We start from the raw sequence: 23384 nt of genomic DNA on the forward strand, positions 1-23384 counted from the left end.
GTCGATGATGAAAACAGACGAAAAAAATCCCGTTTTTGATATTCGGGATACATTGGAAAAATACGCTTGCATTTATCGAAATACTACACTGAAGATTTTTCAGTACTGTCAGGAGACGGACACATATGAACGTCTGGATGAATACCTGAGACCTGTAAAAAATATTACGGATTTTAAGAACAGTGGACAGAAATACAGCAATGTTTATAAAGACGACTGGAAGTTTCTGACGGATTTTCTGACATCCCGGGAAGGCGGGACGATAGAAGTGCGGTGTATCAATAAAGACGGTAATGCGGGTCTTATGACAGTACGGGGATTTATAGCACAGGACAAAAATACCGGATATCATTATTTTATAGGAAGCTCCAGAGATATCACCAGGGAGAAGCTACAGGAAGAATTTCTTGAGGAACGTGCCCAAAAAGATCCTCTGACCGGACTGTATAACCGCTTTTTCGGAAAAGAACTGATCGATGAATACCTTACATCCAGAAATCCCTATGCAGGATGCGGGATGATGGTGCTTGATGTGGATTATTTTAAAAATGTAAATGATACTTACGGACATATGTTCGGTGATGAAGTCCTGAAACGTTTTGCAGAGCTGTTTGTGGCTTTGTTCGACATCAATGATGTGATCATGCGTCTGGGTGGCGATGAATTTGTGATTTTTTTGAAGGACATCGGACATGCCACTATCATGAAAAAGGCAGGAAAGCTGATCCGGGAAGTGCAGAAACTCAAATTTCCCGGAACCACATATCTGGCAACCTGCAGTGTAGGGATCTGCTTTCTTCCGGAAAATGTTTCCGGATATACATATCAGCAGCTCTTTGAAAATGCAGACTGGGCACTTTACCAGGCAAAGAAAAATGGAAAAAACCGATATGCTTTCTGTGATAATCTGAGACATTTTGAGGATAAGACAGAGAAAAAGCAGGAATTATATGAGGGTGTTGAGATAGATGCCAGATATCTTCATAATGATATTGTTTCTACTGCATTTGAAATATTTGAAAAAATGAGCAGCTTTCAGACTGCTATTGAACTTCTGATGAAAGTGATCGGTCTGAAATTCCGACTTAACCGGATCACAATCCTGCGTACTAAAGTGGCAGAGCAGAAAACAGACCGGATTTTTCAATGGGTTTCGGAAGAGGACTACAGACTTTTGATAGATGAGATCCATTTTTTAAAAAGTGATTTTATCACATTATTTCGCCATAACGATGAATATGGTACTGTGGTCCTTCAGGAGAGCGATCTGGCTGATTATTCGGAACAGGGAAGAAAGAATGTGTTACAAGGTGGAGCAAAAACCGTAGTCTGTGCTGCCATGTACTGTGAAGGAAGCTATACAGGAACTATTGTATATGTGACCTGCCGGGAAAAAAGACTCTGGTCCAGAGAAGACCGTAAACTGCTGGGAGAAGTTACCAAGATCATTTCCGCGCATTATGCCAAGAACCAGGCATTTAACAGTGTTTATCGTGACATTGCTGCAGAATCCGGATGGGATCAGCTTACCGGATTGTCTTCTTTTTCAAGATTTCGAGAAGATGTGGAGAAAATGCTGATCGGAGGTTACGGTCCGGGACATGCAGTGATATATACCGATTTTGAAAAATTTAAACGTATCAATGCAAAATACGGATACCGTGTGGGAGATCAGATCCTGCGGCAGTTTTCCGAGTATGTGATAAGCACTCTTAAAACAGATATGGATACATATTTTACCAGGGCGATCTCTGATCATTTTATCCTCTTCACTCCCTGTGATATGGATGGTGATCTGGAAACAGTTGCTTTAAAGATCAATCAGGAATTCTTACGGCAGATGAAAGAGAAATACCCGGATATGAAGCTCTGTGTCCGCACGGGGATCTATCTGATCACCAAAGAATGTGCCAATGCATCTGAGGCAATCGATGCAGCGAATTATGCAAGAAAATATGCTGCTGAAAATTGCGAAACAGGTGTTAAGCTGTATGACGAAGAACTGAAAAAACAAAGCGATGCAGAGTGAAAGACACAGGAATACGGACCGGAATCCATGATCTTTCAGAATTTCAGGAATAATCTTCCGGGAAAGCTTTTACAATAGAACAGAGATGTTTTCGGCAGGAGTGAGCTTATGAACAGAAGTGTTCCGGAAAGCCTTTTAATCTGTATCTTAGTCTTATGCCTGGCTCTGACACCTGCTGGTGTCAGGGGAGAAACTGAGGGTAGCAGAAAAACACAGCAGCTGATCGAAGCGCCGGGTGCAGTTCTTATGGAAAAAGAAACCGGTACAGTGATCTATTCCAGGGATCCTGACACCCGAAGAAGCCCGGCCAGTATTACAAAGATCATGACGCTGATCCTGATCTTTGATGCTATCCGTGAGGGAACACTGCATTTGGAGGATACCATTACCACCAGTGCCTACGCCAGATCCATGGGAGGGTCGCAGGTATTTCTGGAAGAGGGAGAGACACAGAATGCGGAAACCATGATCAAATGTATTGTGATTGCTTCCGGAAATGACGCCAGTGTAGCCATGGCAGAGCATGTTGCGGGAACAGAACAGGCCTTTGTGGATAGGATGAACGAGAGGGCGAATGATCTTGGAATGAAAAATACTCATTTTGTGGATTGCTGCGGGCTGACGGAATCACAGGAGCATTATACAACGCCCTATGACATTGCACTTATGAGCAGGGAGCTCATCAGCAGATATCCGGAAGTTCTTACATATTCATCTGTCTGGATGGAGGATATCACACACGTTACCAGAAAAGGTTCCTCAAAATTCACACTGACCAACACCAATAAACTGCTGCGCAGCTATGAGGGGTGTATGGGACTTAAAACAGGCAGCACCAGTATTGCAAAATACTGTCTCAGTGCTGTGGCAAAACGAAACGGGATCACATTGATCGCCTCCGTGATGGCCGCACCGGACCCGAAAACAAGATTCCGGGATGCAGCAGCTCTTTTAAATTACGGCTTTTCTAAGTGCACATTGTATCTGGATGATGCTCTGGAGCCACTGAAACCTATGAAGCTCCGCAAAGGAGTCAAAGAGCAGGTTCCGCTTGTATATAGAGGGAAATTCCGATATATCAGCACAGATGGCACGAAACCTGACAATGTTAAGAAAAAATTGATCCTTCCCAAAGAACAAAGTGCGCCGGTGAAAAAAGGGCAGAAAGCAGGGGCACAGGAATACTATCAGGATGGGAAAAAGATCGGCAGTCTGGATATCCTGTACGGGGAAACAATAAAAAAGGCCGGATACCGTGACTGGCTGGAAAGAACCTGTCAGGCATTTCTTTTGTGATGCCTGCAACATATTTTGACAAAAAGGGCAGACTGGATGTATAATACAACGGATTGAAGAAATAACAGAACAGGGAAGGGATTTTGGATGAAAGAGATCAGAACAGAAGATGCAGTGGGCCACATTCTGTGCCATGATATCACGCAGATCATAAAAGATGAGAAAAAAGGCGTTCTTTTCAAAAAAGGGCATGTAGTGAAAGAAGAGGATATACCACTGCTGCTCTCTGTAGGAAAAGAACACCTTTTTGTGTGGGAGAAAAAACCGGGGATCCTTCACGAAAATGAAGCTGCAGAGATCCTTTACAAAATCTGTGCCGGAAATTCTTCCAAAGTACATGGAACTGAGATCAAAGAAGGTAAGATCGAGGTGGTATCAAAAATCGATGGTATTCTGAAAATACGTCGTGATGCACTTGTGGCTGTGAATTCTCTGGGAGAAATGATGATCGCTTCCAGACATGGCGATTTTCCGATAAAAAAAGGTGATAAGGTTGCAGGAACCAGGATCATTCCGCTTGTGATCGAGAAAGAAAAGATGAATGCGGCAGAGAAGGCAGCAGGAAGTCTTCCGATCTTTGACATTCTCCCTTACCAGCAGAAAAAAGTAGGAATTGTCACAACCGGAAGTGAGATCAAAAAAGGACTGATCCGGGATACCTTCACACCGGTACTCCGGGAAAAGCTTTCCGGGTTTCCGACAGAAGTGACAGGCCAGGTAATGCCGGGAGATGATAAGGAAGAGATCACAAAAGCAATTCTTTCTTTTGCAGATGCAGGAGCAGATCTGATCATCTGTACCGGCGGAATGAGTGTGGATCCCGATGATCGTACTCCAGGCGGGATCCATGACACCGGAGCAAAGATCGTAACCTATGGAGCACCTGTACTTCCGGGGGCTATGCTGCTTGTGGCATATCTTGAGCGGAACGGAAGATCCATACCGGTACTTGGACTTCCGGGCTGCGTCATGTACGCAAAAAGAACGGTATTTGATCTGATCCTGCCCAGAGTAATGGCGGATGATGAGATCAAGGCAGAGGAGATCGCCAGGCTGGGAGAAGGCGGACTTTGTCTGAACTGTCCGGTTTGTACTTTCCCGAATTGCGGATTTGGAAAATAATATGAAAAAATTCAGAATCAAACAATATGAGATCCATACGGACAAGATCCATGCTCCACAGGGCGTGAGGATGATCCTTCTTGCGGATCTTCACGGGATATCCTACGGAAAAGACAATATACGGTTGACAGAGACGATCCGAAAGCTTGCTCCGGACGTGATCCTTTCTGCCGGTGACATGGCTGTACGCACAGAAACGGATACTCTGGTAACTGCATGTAAGCTGCTGACAGAGCTTGCAGGAGATTTTCCCGTGTATTATGCACTTGGTAATCATGAATATAAAATGTCCCTTTCCGAAGAATATCGGCCATATTATGCGAAATATGAAAAGGCACTGAAAAAAGCCGGTGTGCATATTTTAAGGAACGGACATGAATCCATAGTCCTGAAGGGAGAGCACTTCTGTTTCTGGGGGCTGGAACTTCCCATCGAATATTATCACAAGCCGAGATCACCGAAGCTGAAAAAAGAAGTGATGGAAGAACTGATCGGAAAACCTGAAGATACAGGGATGCAGATCTTGCTGGCACATAATCCGAAATACGGAAAAACCTATTTTGAATGGGGCGCTGATCTGATCCTGTCCGGACATTATCACGGAGGCGTTGTCCGCCTCAGTGAACATTACGGTCTTTCATCTCCTCAATATCTGCTTTTTCCGCCGTTTTGCTGCGGAGACTTTCACAAAGGTGATCAGCATATGATCGTAAGTGCCGGACTTGGAGAACATACTATCCCCCTTCGGATCCATAATCCAAGGGAACTGCTGGTAATCGATATAAAACCTTCCGAAAAAATGAAATGAGGAAACCCTATGGCATTATCTGTTAAGCTGAATGTATTTGAAGGCCCTCTGGATCTTCTGCTTCACCTGATTGACAAAAACAAGATCGATATCTATGATATTCCTATTGTGGAGATTACAGATCAGTATATGGAATATCTGCATTCCATGGAAAAAGAAGATTTGGGAATCATGAGCGAATTTCTTGTCATGGCAGCTACTCTTCTGGATATCAAATGCAAAATGCTTCTTCCGAAAGAAGTAAATGAGGAAGGCGAAGAGGAGGACCCCAGAGCAGAACTTGTGCAGAAGCTGCTGGAATATAAGATGTACAAATATATGTCCTATGAATTACGGGACAGGCTTGGAGATGCGGCAGGGGTTTATTACCGAAAACAGGATCTTCCGGAAGAAGTGCTGCAGTATACTCCACCGTCTGATCCCCAGGAACTTCTCCGGGGTCTGACACTGGAGCGGATGAGTGCGATCTATCAGGCATTGATCCGCAGACAGGAAGATAAGATCGATCCGATCCGAAGTAAATTCGGAAGGATTGAAAAAGAGGAAATATCACTTTCTGATAAATTGCTGGAAATGAAGGAATATGCAAAAGCTCACCGGAAATTCAGCTTTCGCAGGCTGATGGAAAATCAGCATTCCAAAATACAGCTGATCGTGACATTTCTGGCAATTCTGGAACTGATGAAAATGGGACATGTTCATGCAGAACAGGAAGATCTTTTTGATGATATTCATGTGGAAGTTATCACGGATCCGGACACATGGAAGAATCTGACAGAGTTTGCAGATGAATAATATAGTAGGAATGAGGATAATAAGTGGAAATCAAACGAATTGAAGGAGAAATCGAAGCCATCCTGTTTGCAATGGGAGAAGCTGTGGAATTACCCCGTATTGCCAGAGCGATCCGTCAGGATCCGACAACAACGGAAAATATCATCCGAAATATGATGATCCGTTATCAGGAAGAAGAGCGGGGGATCCAGATCATAGAGCTCGAAAACTCCTTTCAGCTTTGTACAAAAAAAGAATACTATGATTCTCTTATCCGGATCGCAGCGCAGCCAAAGAAACCCACGCTGACAGATGTTATGCTTGAGACCCTTTCGATCATTGCCTACAAACAGCCTGTTACAAAAGCAGAAATCGAAAAGATCCGAGGGGTAAAATGTGATCATGCCATCAATAAGCTGATGGATTATGATCTGGTGAGAGAACTTGGACGTCTGGATGCTCCGGGTCGCCCGATCCTCCTGGGAACCACCGAAGAATTTCTGCGTTGCTTTGGTGTCCAGGGGCTGGAAGATCTTCCGGAAATGGATCCGGTCCAGCTGGAGGATTTCAAGGCGGAAGCAGAGGAAGAGATCCAGCTGAAGCTGGACGTATAACAAATAACACGGACAGATGTCGGTTTGCCGGGACCTGCCGGACAGATCAGGAAACAGAAGAGGAGTGACAAAAATGCCCACAACATACGCACATGATCTTTTTGGAAAAAGGGTTTACCGGAAACTTTCCGCAAAATTACAGCATCTGATCCGAAGCAACGGAAACCTGTACCGGATCGGACAGCATGGTCCGGATATCCTGTTTTATTATTTTATATCCAAAAATCCGGTGACACAGTACGGAGTGCAGATGCACGGACGGAAAGCAAGAGAATTCTTTGAAAAGGGAATGGCGAAGGTCCGGGAGGAAAAAAATCCTGCACTGATGGCCTACCTGCTGGGGTTCGGATGTCATTATATCCTGGATTCTACTTGTCATCCTTACGTCAATCAGGTAGCTGCCGGGGGGAAAGTCTCACATACGCTCTTTGAGAAGGAATTTGATCGTATGCTGATGTATGAAACCGGCAAAGATCCATTGCGTTTTTATCCGTCTCATGGGATCCGTGCCAGTTTTCTCAGTGCATGGACGATCCACCAGGTATTGCCGGCGATCCGTACCTGGAACATTTATCTGTCATTGAAAATGATGAAGATATTCACCTGTATTTTGGTATGTGATGATGGAGGAAGGAAGAGACGCCTTTCGGAACATGCCCTTTCCCCCGCAGGAAAAAAGAGATCTGCGTTTATTACCGATTTTTTTATGAGCCCGGAGCCGGAGATCGACTGCAAAGATGAGCTTCTTAAGCTGGACAGTCTGATGGAAGAGGCACTTGCCAAGGCACCGGATATGTTGGAAGAGCTTGCTTCACTTGCAGTCAGGCCAGGACATCTTTCTGACAGATGGGATCTGACTTTTAACGGATGATCGATCCCGGCAGACAATAGATACAAGTGATATCCGGATGCTATCCCCGCATAAAATTAAATATAACGGTTACTGTAAACAGTTATATGAACAGTGTACGGGGTGATGCATTATGAGCAAACGGCGTATGGCCGCTGTCGTGCTGATGACAGCGGTCCTTATTATTTGTCAGATCTTTCCGATAAAGGCAGCAGATGACGAAAATCTATATGCACTTTCTGCAGTTCTCATGGATGGGGAGACCGGCCGCGTGCTGTACGGAAAAGAAGCATACAAAGGACGGCCAAATGCCAGTACAACAAAGGTAATGACCTGTATTCTTGCTCTGGAGCTGGCAAAGGGAGATGATTACGTACAGGTTTCCGGGAATGCGGCATCTCAGCCACAGACACGTCTTGGCATGCGGGAAGGACAGCAGTTTTATCTGGAGGATCTTCTCTATTCATTGATGCTGAAAAGTCATAATGATTCCGCTGTGGCGATCGCGGAACATATCAGCGGCTCCGTTGAAGCTTTTGCAGAGAGGATGAATGAAAAAGCAAAAGAGCTGGGATGTAAAGACACACATTTTGTTACACCCAATGGTCTGGATGGAGAAGATGAAGGCGGTATCCATCATACAACAGCCCGGGATCTTGCCCTGATCATGGCGTATGCAATAAAAAATGCAACATTTGTCCATATTACCCAGACAAGAGATTATACTTTTACGGATATCTCAGGAAAAAAGCATTATTCGGTACATAATACCAATGCTTTCCTGGATATGGAAACAGGAGTGATCTCCGGAAAAACAGGATTTACAGGAAATGCCGGATATTGTTATGTCTGCGCAGTCCGACAGGACGAGCGATTATTTATCGTGGCTCTTCTGGGATGCGGATGGCCTGGAAATAAAAATTACAAATGGATCGATACCAGGAAGCTTCTGTCTTATGGCAGGGAAAACTATCATTATTCAATGCTGCCGGAGCTTCCGCAGCTGCCGGAGATCCCGGTAACAGAAGCAGCACCGGGAAAAGAAGATCCATATCCGCAAAAGTCCGATCGTTCAGGATATCCTCCAAAACAGGTCATGCTGAAAATACACGCAGTACTTTCTGAAAAAGATCGTGAGAAAAGATATCTTCTGAAAAAAACAGAAACGATCACATGGGAAACGGAGCTTCCGGATAAGCTCCCGGCACCGATACAGAAAAACCAGAAGATCGGTACACTCCATGCAAAGCTCAACGGAAAAGAACTCCTTTCCTGCCTTGTAACCGCCGATGACAAAATCGACAGAATTACCTATAAATGGTATGTGGATAAAGTATTTAAGGATTATTTCCATTAATTTAGCGACCCCTGGCATATGTCAGGGGTTAATTTTTTAACGTTCGTGACGAAAAGTATTGAATTTTCTGCAAAAAAAAGGTACAATTATACTCGGCTGAATTTTTGGTTATATTAATAAAAAAATGGAGGGCATAGTATAATGAGTAATGCGACACAAAGCGTAGCGGCCGCAAGGATTGATTCCCTGCTTGACGCCAACAGTTTTGTTGAGATCGGACAGGCTGTCACAGCCAGAGCTACGGATTTCAACATGACTGAAAAAAAAGCACCTTCAGACGGTGTGATCACCGGATATGGTGTGATTGACGGCAGTCTGGTGTATGTATACAGCCAGGATGCATCTGTACTGAACGGAACAGTTGGTGAGATGCATGCCAAAAAGATCGCCAAAATTTATGATCTCGCTCTGAAAGTTGGAGCACCTGTTATCGGTCTTGTAGACTGTGCGGGACTTCGTCTTCAGGAGGCTACCGATGCACTTGAGGCATTTGGTGAGATCTATCTGAAACAGACACTGGCATCCGGTGTTATTCCACAGATCACTGCTGTTTTCGGAACATGCGGCGGTGGAATGGCAGTTGTACCGGCTCTTACAGACTTTACATTTGTAGAGGAGAAGAAGGGCAGACTGTTTGTAAACACTCCTAATGCACTGGAAGGAAACAGAGTGGAAAAATGCGATTCAGCTTCCGCACAGTTCCAGAGTGAGGAGACAGGACTTGTTGACGGCATCGGAACAGAAGAGGAGATCCTCGGACAGATCCGCACACTGATCAGCATGCTTCCGGAAAATAATGAAGACAATGACAGCTTCAAGGAATGCACAGATGACCTGAACAGAGTATGTGATGATATCGCAGGCTGCACAGGCGACACAGCTATCGCGCTTTCAAGAATCGCTGATAATGGTGAGTTTTTTGAAACAAAGGCAGCTTACGGCCAGGATGTCGTAACAGGCTTCCTTCGTCTGAACGGTGCTACCGTTGGCGCTGTTGCAAACAGAAGTGAGTCTTACGATGCTGATGGCAATAAGACAGAGATTTCCGACGGAACTCTTTCTGCAAGAGGTGCAAGAAAAGCAGCAGACTTCGTAAAATTCTGTGATGCTTTTGAGATTCCGGTACTTACTCTTACTAATGTAACAGGATTTAAAGCTACACTCTGCAATGAGAAGATGATGGCTAAATCTGTAGGTGAGATGGTACATGCTTTTGCATCTGCAACTGTACCGAAGGTAAATGTTGTAATTGGTAAAGCATACGGAACTGCATACGTTGCCATGAACAGCAAATCTGTCGGAGCAGATATGGTTTATGCATGGGATACAGCTGAGATCGGTATGATGGATGCTTCCCTTGCAGCAAAGATCATGTATGAGGGAGCTGACGCTTCTACACTGAATGAGAAGGCAGCTGAGTACAAAGAACTCCAGAACGGTATCGCATCTGCAGCAGCAAGAGGATATGTGGATACTGTGATCAAAGCAGAAGATACAAGAAAATATGTAATCGGTGCTTTTGAGATGCTGTTCACAAAAAGGGAAGACCGTCCATCCAAAAAGCATGGAACAGTCTAAGTGAGGTGAGCGTATGAGACAGTTTTATAAAAAGATCTCTTCTGTCTGCATGGCACTTCTTTGCGTGGCAGCACTTCTGATCGGATGCACAGCTACTGCATGGGCTGCTGATGAGATTGATGATTCTGTAAAGAGTCAGCTTGTCACAACAACCAAGGGCCTGACGGATGCGATCATCGCAATGTCTGAGGATGATATCCAGGGATATCTGGAATCAGAGGATGCTTTCACACAGAGTGCTGCAAGTGCATGGGACGGCTCCAGAGAAGAGCTTGGTGAGAAAAAAGGTGATATCAATGAGAAAGATATCACAGTGGAGTATTCCGATGATCAGTATACTGTTGTTGTTCCGGTATCCTTCGAGAAAAACAAAGCGAATTTCACTTATGTATTTGATAAATCAGGAACCCCGACTTCTCTTACAGTTGATGTGAATTATACACTGGCACAGAACATGGAGAAGGCAGCCATGAACACAGTGATGGGTCTTGGAACCGTATTTGTGATCCTGGTATTCCTGATCTTCGTGATCTCTCTTTTCAAATATATTCCCGGACTTGTGGAAGGAAAGAAAAAAGAGAGCGCACCGGCTCCGGCAGCCGCAGCTCCGGCGCCAGTTGTTGCAGCACCAGTTGCTGAGCCTGCTGTTGAGGATGTAACAGATGATGGTGAGCTTATTGCCGTGATCGCTGCAGCAATCGCTGCTTCTGAAGGCAAGACAAGCACAGACGGATTTGTGGTACGTTCCATCCGCAAAGTCAACCGCAGAAAAAGATAATCATTATTTAGGAGGATTTTAAAATGAAGAGTTATACAATTACTGTTAACGGAACAGCATATGAAGTTACTGTAGAAGAGAACGGAAACGCAGCAGCTCCAGTTGCAGCAGCACCAAAAGCAGCAGCTCCGGCTCCTAAGGCAGCTCCGGCAGCAGCACCAAAGGCAGCAGCTCCGGCAGCAGGCGCAGGTTCTGTTAAGGTTTCCGCAGCGGTTCCTGGAAAAGTTGTAAAAATCGTTGCATCTGTTGGACAGAGCGTAAAAGCTGGTGACAGCGTAGTGATCGTTGAGTCCATGAAGATGGAGATCCCGGTTGTTGCTCCTCAGGACGGAACGATCGCTAGCATCGATGTTGCAGAGGGTGCTGCCGTTGAAAATGGAGATACTCTTGCAACAATGAACTAAACAGGAGGTAGACAAATGTCTTATGTAACAAATACCCTGTCAAACCTGATCCATCAGACAGCATTTTTCAACCTTACCTGGGGAAACTACCTGATGATCGCAGTGGCATGTGTGTTCTTATACCTTGCCATTAAACATGGTTTTGAGCCGCTGCTGTTGGTTCCGATCGCTTTTGGTATGCTTCTGGTAAATATTTATCCGGACATTATGCTGAGCATTGAGGATTCATCCAATGGCGTTGGCGGACTTCTTCATTATTTTTACTTAATGGATGAGTGGAGTATTCTTCCTTCACTGATCTTCCTGGGTGTCGGTGCGATGACAGACTTCGGTCCGCTGATCGCAAACCCGATCAGCTTCCTGATGGGAGCAGCTGCACAGCTTGGTATTTACCTTGCATACTTCCTTGCAATTTTCCTTGGATTTAATGGTAAAGCAGCAGCAGCGATCTCTATCATTGGTGGTGCTGATGGCCCGACTTCCATTTTCCTTGCAGGTAAGCTTGGACAGTCTTCTCTTATGGGACCGATCGCAGTAGCAGCATATTCCTATATGTCCCTGGTACCGATCATCCAGCCTCCGATCATGAAGGCTTTCACAACAGAGAAAGAGCGTAAGATTAAAATGGCGCAGCTCCGTCCTGTTACAAAACTTGAGAAGATCCTTTTCCCGATCGTTATCACAATCGTTGTTTGCCTGATCCTTCCGACAACAGCTCCTCTTGTTGGTATGCTGATGCTCGGAAACCTGTTCCGTGAGTCCGGAGTTGTTAAACAGCTTTCTGAAACAGCTTCCAACGCTCTTATGTACATCGTAGTAATCCTTCTTGGAACATCTGTAGGCGCTTCCACAAGTGCTGAGGCGTTCCTGAACGTAGATACACTGAAGATCGTAGTTCTTGGTCTTGTTGCCTTTGCCTGCGGTACTTTTGGTGGTGTTATGCTTGGTAAGCTTCTCTGCAAGGTTACTCACGGAAAGATCAATCCTCTGATCGGATCAGCCGGTGTTTCTGCCGTTCCTATGGCAGCCCGTGTATCCCAGAAGGTTGGTGCTGAGGCAGATCCTACAAACTTCCTGCTGATGCATGCGATGGGACCGAACGTTGCTGGTGTTATCGGTACAGCGGTTGCTGCCGGTACATTTATGGCGATCTTTGGTGTCTAACCCATTGTCTTATAAAAATTTGTAAGGAGAATAATTATGGCAGAAATAGAGAAAAAACCTGTGAAAGTTGTGGAAACGATCCTGCGTGACGCTCATCAGTCCCTGATCGCTACACGTATGAGCACAGAGCAGATGCTTCCGATCATTGAGAAGCTTGACAAAGTCGGCTACTATGCAGTAGAGTGCTGGGGCGGTGCTACTTTCGATGCTTCCTTACGTTTCCTGAAAGAGGATCCGTGGGAAAGACTTCGTAAACTTCGTGACGGTTTCAAAAACACAAAGCTTCAGATGCTGTTCCGTGGACAGAACATCCTTGGATATCGTCCATATGCAGATGATGTAGTAGAGTATTTTGTACAGAAATCCGCAGCTAACGGTATCGATATCATCCGTATCTTTGACTGTATGAATGACCTTCGTAACCTTCAGACAGCTGTAAAAGCAGCAAACAAGGAGAAAGCACATGCACAGGTTGCAATGGCTTACACACTTGGTGATGCTTACACACTTGATTACTGGACAGATCTTGCAAAACGTATCGAAGATATGGGTGCAGATTCCATCTGTATCAAAGATATGGCAGGACTTCTTGTTCCGTACAAGGCTACAGAGCTTGTTCAGGCTCTCAAAGAGACTGTTAAGATCCCGATCGATCTTCATTCTCACTATACATCCGGTGTTGCTTCCATGACATATATGAAGGCAGTAGAGGCAGGTGTTGACATCATCGACACAGCAATGTCTCCGTTTGCTCTTGGAACATCCCAGCCGGCAACAGAGGTTATGGTTGAGACCTTCAAGGGAACACCATATGATACAGGATTTGATCAGCAGCTTCTCGCTGAGATCGCTGACTACTTCCGTCCGATGCGTGATGAGGCTCTTGATACAGGTCTTCTCAATCCGAAGAACCTTGGTGTAAATATCAAGACTCTTCTGTATCAGGTACCAGGCGGAATGCTTTCCAACCTGACATCACAGCTGAAAGAGCAGCATGCCGAGGATAAATTCTACGAAGTACTTGAGGAAGTTCCGCGTGTACGTAAAGACCTTGGTGAGCCACCGCTTGTTACACCGTCCTCTCAGATCGTTGGTACACAGGCTGTATTTAACGTGATCATGGGCGAGCGTTACAAGGTTGTCACAAAAGAGACAAAAGACGTGTTAAGTGGTAAGTATGGCGCAACAGCCAGACCGTTCAATCCGGAAGTACAGAAAAAATGTATCGGAGATATTGAACCGATCACATGCCGTCCGGCAGATCTTCTGGAGGATGAGCTTGATAAGCTTGAGAGCGAGATGGCACAGTACAAGGAGCAGGATGAGGATGTTCTCACATATGCACTGTTCCCGCAGGTTGCCATGGACTTCTTTAAATATCGCCAGGCTCAGAAGACAAAAGTTGATGAGACTGTAGCAGATACCAAGAACGGCGCATACCCGGTATAAAGCACACATAGAAATGCAGATGCATTTCAAAACAGGAAAAGGAGCTTGCTGTATGCAGGCTCCTTTGTGCATAAAAAAGATAAAAAAGGCAGGATAACAGGTAATGTCCAAAGTTGCGATCATAGGCGGCGGTGCCGCCGGAATGCTCTGCGGTGTATATGCTGCGCGCAGAGGACACCAGGTTCACATACTGGAAAAAAATGAGAAACTCGGAAAAAAGCTATTCATCACCGGAAAGGGACGGTGCAACGTCACCAATGATTCAGATACCGAAGAACTTTTTCCGGCAGTGATGTCAAATCGCAAATTTCTTTACAGCGCTTTCTATACCTATGGAAGCAGAGATGTGATGGAATTTTTTGAGGAAGCAGGAGTGCCGCTGAAAACAGAGCGTGGAAACCGGGTTTTTCCGGTATCGGATCATTCATCAGATATTATCCGTGCTCTTGAACGGGAACTGAAAAAAGCCGGAGCGCAGATTCATCTTCATACAGAGGTAAAGGAAGTTTGTACACGGGATGAAAAAGTTACTGGTGTATTACTTTCGGACGGTGATTTTTTTGAAGCGGATACTGTGGTAGTTGCCACAGGAGGGCTTTCCTACCCGTCCACAGGTTCCACAGGAGACGGATACCGTTTTGCTGCTGAGACGGGGCATAAAGTTGTTTCCCAGTCACCATCACTGGTGCCATTGGTGGCAAAAGAAGATTATGTCTCCAAACTTCAGGGCCTTTCCCTTCGGAATGTGGAGCTTACAGTAAAATCCGGCAAAAAAGTTCTCTATAAAGATTTCGGCGAGATGATGTTTACTCATTTCGGAGTGACAGGACCGCTGATCCTTTCCGCCAGTGCCCAGATCGGCAAAAAACTGGAAAAGGAGCCTTTGGAGGCTTTCCTGGATCTGAAGCCGGCGCTTGATGCAGAACAGCTTGATGCCCGGATCCTGCGCGAATTTGATGCAAATCATAACAAGCAGTTTAAAAATGTGATCGGTGTTCTTTTTCCGTCTTCTCTGACTCCGATCATGATCGAAATTGGCGGTATCCCCGGGGAAAAACCGGTACATGAGATCTCCAGGGAAGAGCGTCAGGCTTTTGGCCGTCTGATCAAGGCTTTTCCGTTTACGATCACGGGAATGGGAGAGTTTAAGGAAGCAATCATCACAAGAGGCGGTGTGTCAGTAAAAGAGATACAGCCATCCACAATGGAATCCAAAAAAATAAAAAATCTGTATTTTACAGGTGAAGTACTGGATCTGGATGCAGTGACCGGTGGCTATAATCTTCAGATCGCATGGTCTACAGCGTATGCGGCAGCTCAGGCGATTGAATAACAGAAAAGAGGAAGGAGCAACAATTATGGGTATTAATATTGCAATTGACGGACCGGCAGGTGCAGGAAAAAGCACAATTGCAAAAAAAGTGGCAAAGGAGCTGTCCTTTATTTATGTAGATACAGGGGCAATGTACCGTGCCATGGCACTTTATCTTCTGGAAAAAGGGATCAGCGGTGACGAAAAAATCTCTGAAGCCTGTCACGATGCGGATATCTCTATCCGTTATGAGAACGGTGAACAGCAGGTGATCCTTAACGGAAAGAACGTAACAGCGTTCCTTCGTAAGGAAGAGGTAGGAAATATGGCATCTGTAAGCTCAGCAAATCCAGAGGTGCGCACACATCTTCTGAAGCTGCAGCGCAATCTTGCAGCCGAAAATAATGTAGTTATGGATGGAAGAGATATCGGAACCACCATTCTTCCGAATGCGGAAGTAAAGATCTTTCTGACTGCAAGTGCAAAGACACGTGCCATCAGACGATATCTGGAGCTTACAGAGAAGGGCGAAGCCTGTGATATGGATGAGATCCTGAAAGATATCGTTGACAGAGATGAGAGAGATATGAACCGTGCAGTTTCTCCGCTTAAGAAAGCAGAGGACGCTGTTCTTGTTGATTCATCTGAGATGGGAATTGACGAAGTGGTTGAGAGTATCCTTTCCGTATACAGAAATAGGGTGAATAGATGAACATAAAAGTTGCAGAGACCGCCGGCTTCTGTTTCGGCGTACAAAGAGCAGTTGACCGTGTTTATGAGCTGATCGGTTCCGATGCAGCACCGATTTATACACTGGGCCCCATCATCCATAATGAGGAGGTTGTTTCAGATCTCGAAAAAAAAGGTGTGGCTGTGATCTGTGAGGAGGAACTTGGCAGCCTGAAGGGCGGCACTGTTGTGATCCGCTCTCACGGAGTAGGCCGCAAGGTTTATAACACGATCAAAAAATATGGTCTCGGTTATGTAGATGTTACCTGTCCCTTTGTGCTGAAGATTCACAAGATCGTTGAGAGAGAAAGCTCCAGAGGCGCGCATATTGTGATCATCGGTGATCCGGACCATCCGGAAGTCCAGGGGATCTGCGGATGGTGTCAGGGACCATATACAGTGATCAGAAATGCTGAGGATGCTGAGAAATTCAATATTTCTCCGGAAAAAGAAGTATGTGTAGTGTCCCAGACGACATTTAATTACAACAAATTTCAAGAATTAGTTGAAATTCTCCGCAAAAAGAGTTATGATAATAATGTTTTAAATATTTTAAATATTTTAAACACTATTTGTAATGCTACCGAAGAACGGCAGAAAGAAGCTAAAGCGATAGCCGGAGAGGTAGACACTATGTTGGTCGTAGGCGGCCGACATAGCTCCAATACTCAAAAGCTGTTTGAAATATGTAAAAAGGAATGTGGAAATACTTACTATATACAAACACCTGTAGACTTGGATTCTGAAATGTTCCAATGCAGTAGTTGTGTAGGTATTACAGCAGGGGCTTCCACCCCAAAGAAAATTATTGAGGAGGTTCAAGAACATGTCAGAGTTAAGTTTTGAACAGATGCTGGAAGATTCCGTAAAAACAATCAGAAATGGAGAGATCGTACAGGGTACCGTCATCGATGTTAAAGATGATGAGATCATCCTGAATATCGGCTATAAAGCAGACGGTATCATCACAAAGAACGAGTACACAAACGATTCAAGCGTTGTGCTTACAGACGTTGTTAAACCTGGCGATACCATGGAAGCAAAGGTTCTCAAAGTAAACGACGGAGAGGGACAGGTTACACTTACCTACAAACGTCTTGCAGCAGAGAAAGGCAACAAACGTCTTGAGGAGGCATTCGAGAACCAGGAGGTTCTGAAGGCTCCTGTAACACAGGTACTTGACGGTGGTCTTTGTGTCAATGTTGAGGAAGCAAGAGTATTCATTCCTGCAAGCCTTGTATCTGACACATATGAGAAAGATCTTTCCAAATATGCAGATCAGGAGATCGAGTTCGTTATCACAGAGTTCAACCCAAGAAGACGCCGTATCATCGGTAACCGCAAACAGCTTCTTCTTGCTGAGAAAGCTGAGAAACAGAAAGAGCTTCTTGCTAAGATCAACGTAGGCGATAAAGTTGAGGGTGTTGTTAAGAATGTTACAGATTTCGGTGCATTCATCGACCTCGGCGGAGCAGACGGACTTCTTCACATCTCTGAGATGTCCTGGGGCAGAGTAGAGAACCCGAAGAAGGTATTCAACGTAGGTGATAAAGTTACAGTTCTTATCAAAGATATCAACGGAGACAAGATCGCACTTTCCCTTAAATTCCCGGAGGAGAACCCATGGCTTACAGCTGCTGAGGACTTCGCAGTAGGAAACGTAGTAAAGGGCAAAGTTGCACGTATGACAGATTTCGGTGCATTTGTTGAACTTGCACCTGGAGTAGATGCTCTTCTTCATGTATCTCAGATCTCCAGAGAGCACGTTGCGAAACCATCTGATGTACTTTCCATCGGTCAGGAGATCGAGGCTAAGGTTGTTGATTTCAATGGCGAAGACAGAAAGATCAGCCTCAGCATGAAAGCACTTGAGGATAATTCTGCAGAGCAGACAGAGGAGTAATTTCTCAGAAGCTGTACAGCAGTTGAATATTTTGAATCTCAGAGGCCGTCACATTTATTGTGACGGCCTTTTTTTTGATTGGAATTGCGTAACAGAGATATTATTTAAGAACAGAAAGATAATATGGCAGGCAGTGTTTCAGATAGGTTTTCTGTTTTAAAGGATCATGCAGAAAAGCTTCTGTTACAGGGAACCAGGTATAACAGTTTTCCCTTTTGGCAGGTCTTCGGAGCTTTTTGTCCATGCAGGCACTTAAGGTTTTTGGTATGGCTGTGTCTTCCGAAGGGATGTAATCGTAATCCTTATAATTGGAATAATATTGCTTTAAACGTCCATTTTGAAGCTTCACAAGAAGACGGACACGGTTATTTCGTCCGAATATGTAGAATTCTTCACTATGATTTGAAAATTCAACAGGCAGATCGTAATGAGTTTTAATTGTAAAGACCAATTGATTGTCTTGAATTTCACAATCCAGTGCTTCGTAATCTTCATTGAAAAGAGCAAGATAGGATAGCATGGAGAATATTTTTCCAAGTCCAAGAAGATCTTCCTGATTGTGTCCCATAACGATCTCAGCAGCTTCCGGTTTCTTTCCGGAAGCGAATTGTTTGTAAAGACGGATGCAGGCACCTCCATCACAGTAGTTTCGTTCAGTGATACCGAGGAATGATTCCATAGAAGGCTGATTCATCCGGGAAAGCTTCAAAAGTCCCTTGAGCGGCTTTAGTTCCCGGTAAAGGTCCAGCGAAGGCAGCTTTGTAAAAGGGGAAGAGAGTCCGTGGATCTGATATCGTGCATCCAGATAAGGCTGGTCAAAGCTGTCACCGTTATACTGGATCGTACATGAAAAATCCTGAAGAAATACAGCAAATGCTTTCAGAAGTTCAGGTTCTTCCTCTTCGTTTTCAATCATCCACTGGTACATCTGCCAGTTATTTCCTTCGTAGGCTACAGCACCGATCAGATACAGAAAAGTGGAATTTCGTGATAGTCCTGTAGTTTCAATATCATAGAAAAGCGGTACAAAACGCTCTGAAAAGCTCTGGGTTTTAGTCAATTTTTTAACAGTCTCAAAGGCTGGAAACCCTTGTAAAATCGGCATTTTTTTAACGATCATGTTAATTTTCTCCTTTATGGATTGTATCTGATTATACACAAAAAAACTGTTTTTCAATAGTGCAATTTAAAGTGAAATGAGTTATAGTTATTAGTAGAGTTGATGATAAAAAACAGGAAATGGTACTGGATTTATGTGGGGATTGACAGTGGAAAAATGACTATTATCGCTTCATAAATTAGTCATTCATTTACAGCTTTTTATGAGCTGGTGAATATCTTCTACCGAAGTATATCACATGATCGTGTCTGGATTCAATCTTTCATACATATCCTGCTCAGAACAGAAGCTATTTTGTTGCTGTTCACTGGTAAAGTTTCGCGAGATGTTTTATGTGAGCGAAATATATCTTGTTTGTCTTGGATGAAATAAGAAAAGGAAAATCAGAAACACGGAATCAACTTTAAAAATGAGTATGTGCGCAACGCAGAAATACTATGTACATGTACTTGCAAAAAATAAAGGAGGAGATGAGATCTATGGCATTTTTAACCTTCAGGGGTGGTATCCATCCTAATGACGGCAAAGATTTGTCAAAAAACTGTCCTGTCGAGAAGTATTTGCCGAAGGGAGATCTGGCAATTCTTGTTTCTCAGCACATCGGAGCTCCGGCCAAGCCGATCGTAAAAAAAGGCGATCATGTGCTTGCAGGACAGAAAATCGCAGAAGCAGGAGGATTTGTTTCCGCACCGATACACTCGTCTGTATCAGGAACCGTAAAGGGAATTGAGAAACGTCTGACTGCAGTAGGCGCTATGGGTGATGCGATCATTATCGAGAATGACGGTCTGTATGAATCTGTGGAATATACGCCTGCTACACTTTCTGATCTTTCCAGGGAAGATATCCTGAAAAGGATTCAGGAAGGCGGAGTTGTTGGTCAGGGTGGTGCAGGCTTCCCAACACATGTAAAGCTTTCACCAAAGGAACCTGACAAGATCGATTATATTTTGGTCAACGGTGCGGAATGTGAGCCTTATATCACCAGTGACTACCGTAGGATGATGGAAGAACCGGAAAGTATAGTAGGTGGTCTGGAAGTGATTCTGAAAGCTTTTCCGAAGGCAGTGGGATGTATCTGTATTGAGGACAACAAACCGGATTGTATTGCCAGGATGAAAGAAGCTATCAAAGGCAAAGAGCGTATGGAAGTAAAAGAGCTTAAGACTAAATACCCTCAGGGTGGTGAGCGTACACTGATCTATGCGGTAACAGGCAGAGAGATCAATTCCACCATGCTTCCGGCAGACGTAGGATGCGTGGTTGATAACGTAGAGACCGTTACTTCTGTTTATAAGGCAGTAATCCTTGGACAGCCTGTCATCAGCCGTAATGTAACTGTTACCGGAGACGGTATCCGTACACCGAAGAACTTTTCTGTTCTTACAGGAACAGATCTGTCTGAACTGGTAGATGCTGCAGGAGGACTGAAGGAAAAAATCGCGAAAGCAATCTCCGGTGGACCGATGATGGGATTTGCGCTGTATGATCTTCATATTCCATGTACGAAGACAACTTCTTCCCTGCTTTTCCTGGAGCGTGACGCAGTCTCCGAAGCGAAGCAGATCCAGACTGCATGTATTAATTGCGGACGTTGTGTAAGCGTCTGTCCGGGCCATGTGGTTCCGGCCCGCCTTGCAACTCTTGCAGAACATGGTGATATGGCAGGCTTCGAAAAGATGGATGGTATGGAATGCTGCGAGTGCGGCTGCTGCAGTTACATCTGTCCGGCCAAACGACCTCTGACTCAGAGTATTAAATCTATGAGAAAAATGGTTCTTGCAGAGCGCAAGAAAAAGAAATAGGGGGAGGAATAACAATGGAACAAATGTATAACGTATCATCTAATCCCCATATCAGGGATAAAATGACCACCAGCCGTATCATGCAGCTGGTAGTGATCGCACTTCTGCCGACAACACTTTTCGGTATCTGGAACTTTGGAGTGCATGCACTTCTTGTAGTGCTGGCGACGGTTGCATCCAGTGTGTTTTTTGAATGGCTCTACGACCGCCTGATGCATAAAAAAAATACAACTACTGATTTCAGTGCAGTTGTAACAGGACTTCTGCTTGCACTGAACATGCCGCCCCAGATTCCAATCTGGATGCCGATCCTTGGCAGTGCTTTTGCGATCATTGTTGTAAAACAGCTGTTCGGTGGACTTGGACAGAACTTTATGAACCCGGCTCTTGCAGGAAGATGTTTCCTTATGATCTCTTTTGCCGGAAAAATGACTAACTTTGCAGTTTCCAAAAGCTCCCATGCTGTTGTAGATGCAGTTACACAGGCAACACCTCTGACAGCACTTAAAAACCAGGGATTCATTGAGGGGACTTCTATTCCCGTAAAGAATCTGTTCCTTGGTAATATCCAGGGTACGATCGGTGAGACTTCTGCCCTGGCGATCCTCATCGGTGCAGTGATCCTTCTCGCATTTAAGATCATTGATCTGAAGGTACCTCTTACATATATTGGAAGTTTTGCAGTATTTGTCATTTTCTATATGCTGGGAACCGGCAAAGGCTTTGATGTAAACTATCTTTTCAGCCATATCTTTGGAGGAGGTCTGATGCTTGGAGCCTGGTTTATGGCAACAGATTATGTAACAACTCCGATCACTCCGAAAGGTCAGCTGGTATATGGCTGCTGCCTCGGTATCGTGACAGCGGTATTCCGTCTTTTTGGTGGTTCCGCAGAGGGCGTTTCCTATGCGATCATTTTCTGCAATCTTCTGGTTCCGCTTATTGAAAAAGTAACAAAACCGGTTGCTTTTGGAAAAGGAGGCAAAAAATAATGGGTAAGATTATCAGAAATACATTGATCCTTACGATCATTACAGTAGTTGCCGGCCTTGGCCTTGGACTGGTTTACGAAGTTACCAAAGAACCCATTGCAAGAACCGAGGAACAGGCAAAAAAGGAAGCATGGCAGACTGTATTCAGTGATGTAAGCCTGGAAGATTTTAAAGCTGTAGATGTAGACAAGGAAGCTGCAGATAAAACAGTTGCAGATCTTGGAATCAAGGCAACCGTAGATGAAGTCTGTGAAGCAGCAGATGAAGGCTATGTGGTAACTGTAACCGATAAAGAGGGTTACGGCGGTGATATCCAGATCACAGTTGGTGTAACAAAAGACGGTACTGTCAGCGGCGTTTCCATTCTTTCTATCAGTGAGACTGCCGGACTTGGAATGCGTGCTACAGAAGCGAAGTTCCAGGAACAGTATGTTGGAAAGAATACCGATAAATTCTATGTATCCAAGGACGGCGGCGAAGGTGAGCCTATTGATGCTATCAGTGGTGCGACCATCACATCCAGAGCTTTTACCGGTGCAGTCAATACAGCTATCGGCTATTGCAAAAACGCATTTTAGGAGGGTAGTTGAATATGAATAATTGTGGTGAAAGATTAAAAAACGGCATTATAACCGAAAATCCGATTTTCGTCCTGATGCTTGGTATGTGTCCTACCCTTGCGGTAACGACTTCTGCGATCAATGGTATCGGTATGGGACTTTCCACAACCGTAGTTCTGGTTATGTCAAATATGCTCATTTCCATGCTGCGTAAGGTTATCCCGGATTCTGTCAGAATGCCGGCCTTTATCGTAGTTGTAGCATCATTTGTAACTATCGTACAGTTTCTGATGGAGGGCTTTACTCCTTCTCTTTATGAGTCACTTGGAATTTACATTCCACTGATCGTTGTTAACTGTATCATTCTGGGACGTGCAGAGAGTTATGCTTCCAAGAATCCTGTCCTTCCGTCTATCTTTGACGGACTTGGAATGGGTCTTGGCTTTACCGTAGGCCTGGTTGCCATTGGTCTTGTAAGAGAGATTCTTGGTTCCGGAAAGGCTTTCGGAGCACAGATCATTCCGGTTGCTGATGCAGCTACCGGTGCTGCCGGCTATACCCCGATCACTATCTTTATCCTTGCACCTGGAGCATTTCTGGTTCTTGCCGGACTTGCAGCGATCCAGAATAAAGTAAAGATCAACATGGCAAAGAAGGGCAAAGATGTTTCCAAGATCCAGTCCGGCTGCGGCTCCAATTGTGCGACCTGCGGCGGATGTCCTTCCGACAAAGAATAAAAA

At 44.7% G+C, this 23384-nt stretch carries 22 protein-coding genes; 21 read left to right on the top strand and 1 reads right to left on the bottom strand.

Annotated elements, in window-relative coordinates; genetic code table 11:
- The first annotated feature begins 7 nt into the window (after positions 1–7).
- The 17 genes from DWX61_RS03965 to rpsA all read left to right on the top strand — a co-directional run bounded on the left by DWX61_RS03965 (position 8) and on the right by rpsA (position 18167).
- Positions 8–2029, top strand: a complete 2022-nt coding sequence (locus DWX61_RS03965; protein ID WP_182433942.1) for a diguanylate cyclase domain-containing protein — start codon at positions 8–10, stop codon at positions 2027–2029.
- A gap of 108 nt (positions 2030–2137) precedes the next feature.
- The gene (locus tag DWX61_RS03970; RefSeq protein WP_118623931.1) at positions 2138–3325 is read left to right on the top strand and encodes a D-alanyl-D-alanine carboxypeptidase family protein; all 1188 of its coding nucleotides are present in this window, start codon (positions 2138–2140) and stop codon (positions 3323–3325) included.
- An 87-nt stretch (positions 3326–3412) separates the two neighbouring features.
- Positions 3413–4447 carry a molybdopterin-binding protein gene (locus DWX61_RS03975; protein ID WP_118368839.1) on the top strand — a complete coding sequence of 345 codons (1035 nt, stop codon included), beginning with the start codon at positions 3413–3415 and terminating at the stop codon, positions 4445–4447.
- A 1-nt stretch (position 4448) separates the two neighbouring features.
- Complete coding sequence (locus tag DWX61_RS03980) at positions 4449–5255, top strand: metallophosphoesterase (RefSeq protein ID WP_118623933.1); 807 nt, start codon at positions 4449–4451, stop codon at positions 5253–5255.
- 9 nt (positions 5256–5264) lie between these two features.
- Complete coding sequence (locus DWX61_RS03985; RefSeq protein WP_118368837.1) at positions 5265–6050, top strand: segregation and condensation protein A; 786 nt, start codon at positions 5265–5267, stop codon at positions 6048–6050.
- Between the two features lie 23 nt (positions 6051–6073).
- Positions 6074–6643: an SMC-Scp complex subunit ScpB gene (gene scpB / locus DWX61_RS03990; protein WP_022426764.1), complete on the top strand. Its 570-nt coding sequence runs from the start codon at positions 6074–6076 to the stop codon at positions 6641–6643.
- Between the two features lie 73 nt (positions 6644–6716).
- A complete protein-coding gene (locus DWX61_RS03995; protein WP_118623935.1) occupies positions 6717–7514 on the top strand; it encodes a zinc dependent phospholipase C family protein in 798 nt (265 codons plus the stop codon).
- A 112-nt stretch (positions 7515–7626) separates the two neighbouring features.
- Positions 7627–8850, top strand: coding sequence for a D-alanyl-D-alanine carboxypeptidase family protein (locus DWX61_RS04000; protein WP_270426875.1), 1224 nt, complete (start codon positions 7627–7629; stop codon positions 8848–8850).
- Positions 8851–8991: 141 nt separating this feature from the next.
- Positions 8992–10428 (top strand): acyl-CoA carboxylase subunit beta, encoded by a 1437-nt coding sequence (locus tag DWX61_RS04005; RefSeq protein ID WP_118368835.1) that lies wholly within the window; start codon positions 8992–8994, stop codon positions 10426–10428.
- A gap of 13 nt (positions 10429–10441) precedes the next feature.
- Positions 10442–11206 carry an OadG family transporter subunit gene (locus DWX61_RS04010; RefSeq protein ID WP_118368834.1) on the top strand — a complete coding sequence of 255 codons (765 nt, stop codon included), beginning with the start codon at positions 10442–10444 and terminating at the stop codon, positions 11204–11206.
- Positions 11207–11229: 23 nt separating this feature from the next.
- The gene (locus DWX61_RS04015) at positions 11230–11610 is read left to right on the top strand and encodes a biotin/lipoyl-containing protein (protein WP_015524870.1); all 381 of its coding nucleotides are present in this window, start codon (positions 11230–11232) and stop codon (positions 11608–11610) included.
- Positions 11611–11625: 15 nt separating this feature from the next.
- Positions 11626–12774, top strand: a complete 1149-nt coding sequence (locus DWX61_RS04020; RefSeq protein WP_015524871.1) for a sodium ion-translocating decarboxylase subunit beta — start codon at positions 11626–11628, stop codon at positions 12772–12774.
- 36 nt (positions 12775–12810) lie between these two features.
- Positions 12811–14223: an oxaloacetate decarboxylase subunit alpha gene (locus DWX61_RS04025; RefSeq protein ID WP_015524872.1), complete on the top strand. Its 1413-nt coding sequence runs from the start codon at positions 12811–12813 to the stop codon at positions 14221–14223.
- Between the two features lie 103 nt (positions 14224–14326).
- Entirely contained in the window at positions 14327–15556 is a 1230-nt protein-coding gene (locus DWX61_RS04030) for a BaiN/RdsA family NAD(P)/FAD-dependent oxidoreductase (RefSeq protein ID WP_118368833.1), read from the top strand.
- Between the two features lie 25 nt (positions 15557–15581).
- A complete protein-coding gene (gene cmk / locus DWX61_RS04035) occupies positions 15582–16247 on the top strand; it encodes a (d)CMP kinase (protein WP_118368832.1) in 666 nt (221 codons plus the stop codon).
- Positions 16244–17110: a 4-hydroxy-3-methylbut-2-enyl diphosphate reductase gene (gene ispH / locus DWX61_RS04040; RefSeq protein ID WP_118623937.1), complete on the top strand. Its 867-nt coding sequence runs from the start codon at positions 16244–16246 to the stop codon at positions 17108–17110. Before cmk ends, ispH begins: the two co-directional genes overlap by 4 nt.
- Positions 17091–18167 carry a 30S ribosomal protein S1 gene (rpsA, locus tag DWX61_RS04045; protein WP_015524876.1) on the top strand — a complete coding sequence of 359 codons (1077 nt, stop codon included), beginning with the start codon at positions 17091–17093 and terminating at the stop codon, positions 18165–18167. The genes ispH and rpsA overlap by 20 nt, the downstream gene beginning before the upstream one ends.
- A 100-nt stretch (positions 18168–18267) precedes the next feature.
- Here the strand turns inward: rpsA and DWX61_RS04050 are convergent, their stop codons facing one another.
- The gene (locus tag DWX61_RS04050; protein ID WP_118368830.1) at positions 18268–19287 is read right to left on the bottom strand and encodes a ribonuclease H-like domain-containing protein; all 1020 of its coding nucleotides are present in this window, start codon (positions 19285–19287) and stop codon (positions 18268–18270) included.
- A gap of 479 nt (positions 19288–19766) precedes the next feature.
- Between DWX61_RS04050 and rsxC the strand changes: the two genes are divergently transcribed.
- The 4 genes from rsxC to rsxE are packed head-to-tail and all read left to right on the top strand — an operon-like array spanning position 19767 to position 23381.
- Positions 19767–21092 (top strand): electron transport complex subunit RsxC, encoded by a 1326-nt coding sequence (gene rsxC / locus DWX61_RS04055; RefSeq protein WP_118368829.1) that lies wholly within the window; start codon positions 19767–19769, stop codon positions 21090–21092.
- 14 nt (positions 21093–21106) lie between these two features.
- On the top strand, positions 21107–22084 hold the full coding sequence (locus tag DWX61_RS04060) for an RnfABCDGE type electron transport complex subunit D (RefSeq protein ID WP_118368828.1): 978 nt from the start codon (positions 21107–21109) through the stop codon (positions 22082–22084).
- Entirely contained in the window at positions 22084–22662 is a 579-nt protein-coding gene (locus DWX61_RS04065) for an RnfABCDGE type electron transport complex subunit G (protein WP_015524882.1), read from the top strand. The genes DWX61_RS04060 and DWX61_RS04065 overlap by 1 nt, the downstream gene beginning before the upstream one ends.
- A gap of 14 nt (positions 22663–22676) precedes the next feature.
- Entirely contained in the window at positions 22677–23381 is a 705-nt protein-coding gene (rsxE, locus tag DWX61_RS04070) for an electron transport complex subunit RsxE (RefSeq protein ID WP_015524883.1), read from the top strand.
- The last annotated feature ends 3 nt before the right edge of the window (positions 23382–23384 follow it).

The organism is Ruminococcus sp. AF20-12LB, assembly GCF_003478985.1.
GTDB lineage: Bacteria > Bacillota > Clostridia > Lachnospirales > Lachnospiraceae > Blautia_A.

Coding starts and splice junctions, on each gene's coding strand:
- DWX61_RS04030 (WP_118368833.1), top strand. CDS start 14,327: ATGTCCAAAGTTGCGATCATAGGCGGCGGTGCCGCCGGAATGCTCTGC.
- DWX61_RS04000 (WP_270426875.1), top strand. CDS start 7,627: ATGAGCAAACGGCGTATGGCCGCTGTCGTGCTGATGACAGCGGTCCTT.
- DWX61_RS04060 (WP_118368828.1), top strand. CDS start 21,107: ATGGAACAAATGTATAACGTATCATCTAATCCCCATATCAGGGATAAA.
- DWX61_RS04050 (WP_118368830.1), bottom strand. CDS start 19,287: ATGATCGTTAAAAAAATGCCGATTTTACAAGGGTTTCCAGCCTTTGAG.
- rpsA (WP_015524876.1), top strand. CDS start 17,091: ATGTCAGAGTTAAGTTTTGAACAGATGCTGGAAGATTCCGTAAAAACA.
- cmk (WP_118368832.1), top strand. CDS start 15,582: ATGGGTATTAATATTGCAATTGACGGACCGGCAGGTGCAGGAAAAAGC.
- rsxC (WP_118368829.1), top strand. CDS start 19,767: ATGGCATTTTTAACCTTCAGGGGTGGTATCCATCCTAATGACGGCAAA.
- DWX61_RS03995 (WP_118623935.1), top strand. CDS start 6,717: ATGCCCACAACATACGCACATGATCTTTTTGGAAAAAGGGTTTACCGG.
- DWX61_RS03970 (WP_118623931.1), top strand. CDS start 2,138: ATGAACAGAAGTGTTCCGGAAAGCCTTTTAATCTGTATCTTAGTCTTA.
- ispH (WP_118623937.1), top strand. CDS start 16,244: ATGAACATAAAAGTTGCAGAGACCGCCGGCTTCTGTTTCGGCGTACAA.
- DWX61_RS04015 (WP_015524870.1), top strand. CDS start 11,230: ATGAAGAGTTATACAATTACTGTTAACGGAACAGCATATGAAGTTACT.
- DWX61_RS04020 (WP_015524871.1), top strand. CDS start 11,626: ATGTCTTATGTAACAAATACCCTGTCAAACCTGATCCATCAGACAGCA.
- DWX61_RS04065 (WP_015524882.1), top strand. CDS start 22,084: ATGGGTAAGATTATCAGAAATACATTGATCCTTACGATCATTACAGTA.
- DWX61_RS04025 (WP_015524872.1), top strand. CDS start 12,811: ATGGCAGAAATAGAGAAAAAACCTGTGAAAGTTGTGGAAACGATCCTG.
- DWX61_RS03965 (WP_182433942.1), top strand. CDS start 8: ATGAAAACAGACGAAAAAAATCCCGTTTTTGATATTCGGGATACATTG.
- DWX61_RS04005 (WP_118368835.1), top strand. CDS start 8,992: ATGAGTAATGCGACACAAAGCGTAGCGGCCGCAAGGATTGATTCCCTG.
- rsxE (WP_015524883.1), top strand. CDS start 22,677: ATGAATAATTGTGGTGAAAGATTAAAAAACGGCATTATAACCGAAAAT.
- DWX61_RS03975 (WP_118368839.1), top strand. CDS start 3,413: ATGAAAGAGATCAGAACAGAAGATGCAGTGGGCCACATTCTGTGCCAT.
- DWX61_RS04010 (WP_118368834.1), top strand. CDS start 10,442: ATGAGACAGTTTTATAAAAAGATCTCTTCTGTCTGCATGGCACTTCTT.
- DWX61_RS03980 (WP_118623933.1), top strand. CDS start 4,449: ATGAAAAAATTCAGAATCAAACAATATGAGATCCATACGGACAAGATC.
- DWX61_RS03985 (WP_118368837.1), top strand. CDS start 5,265: ATGGCATTATCTGTTAAGCTGAATGTATTTGAAGGCCCTCTGGATCTT.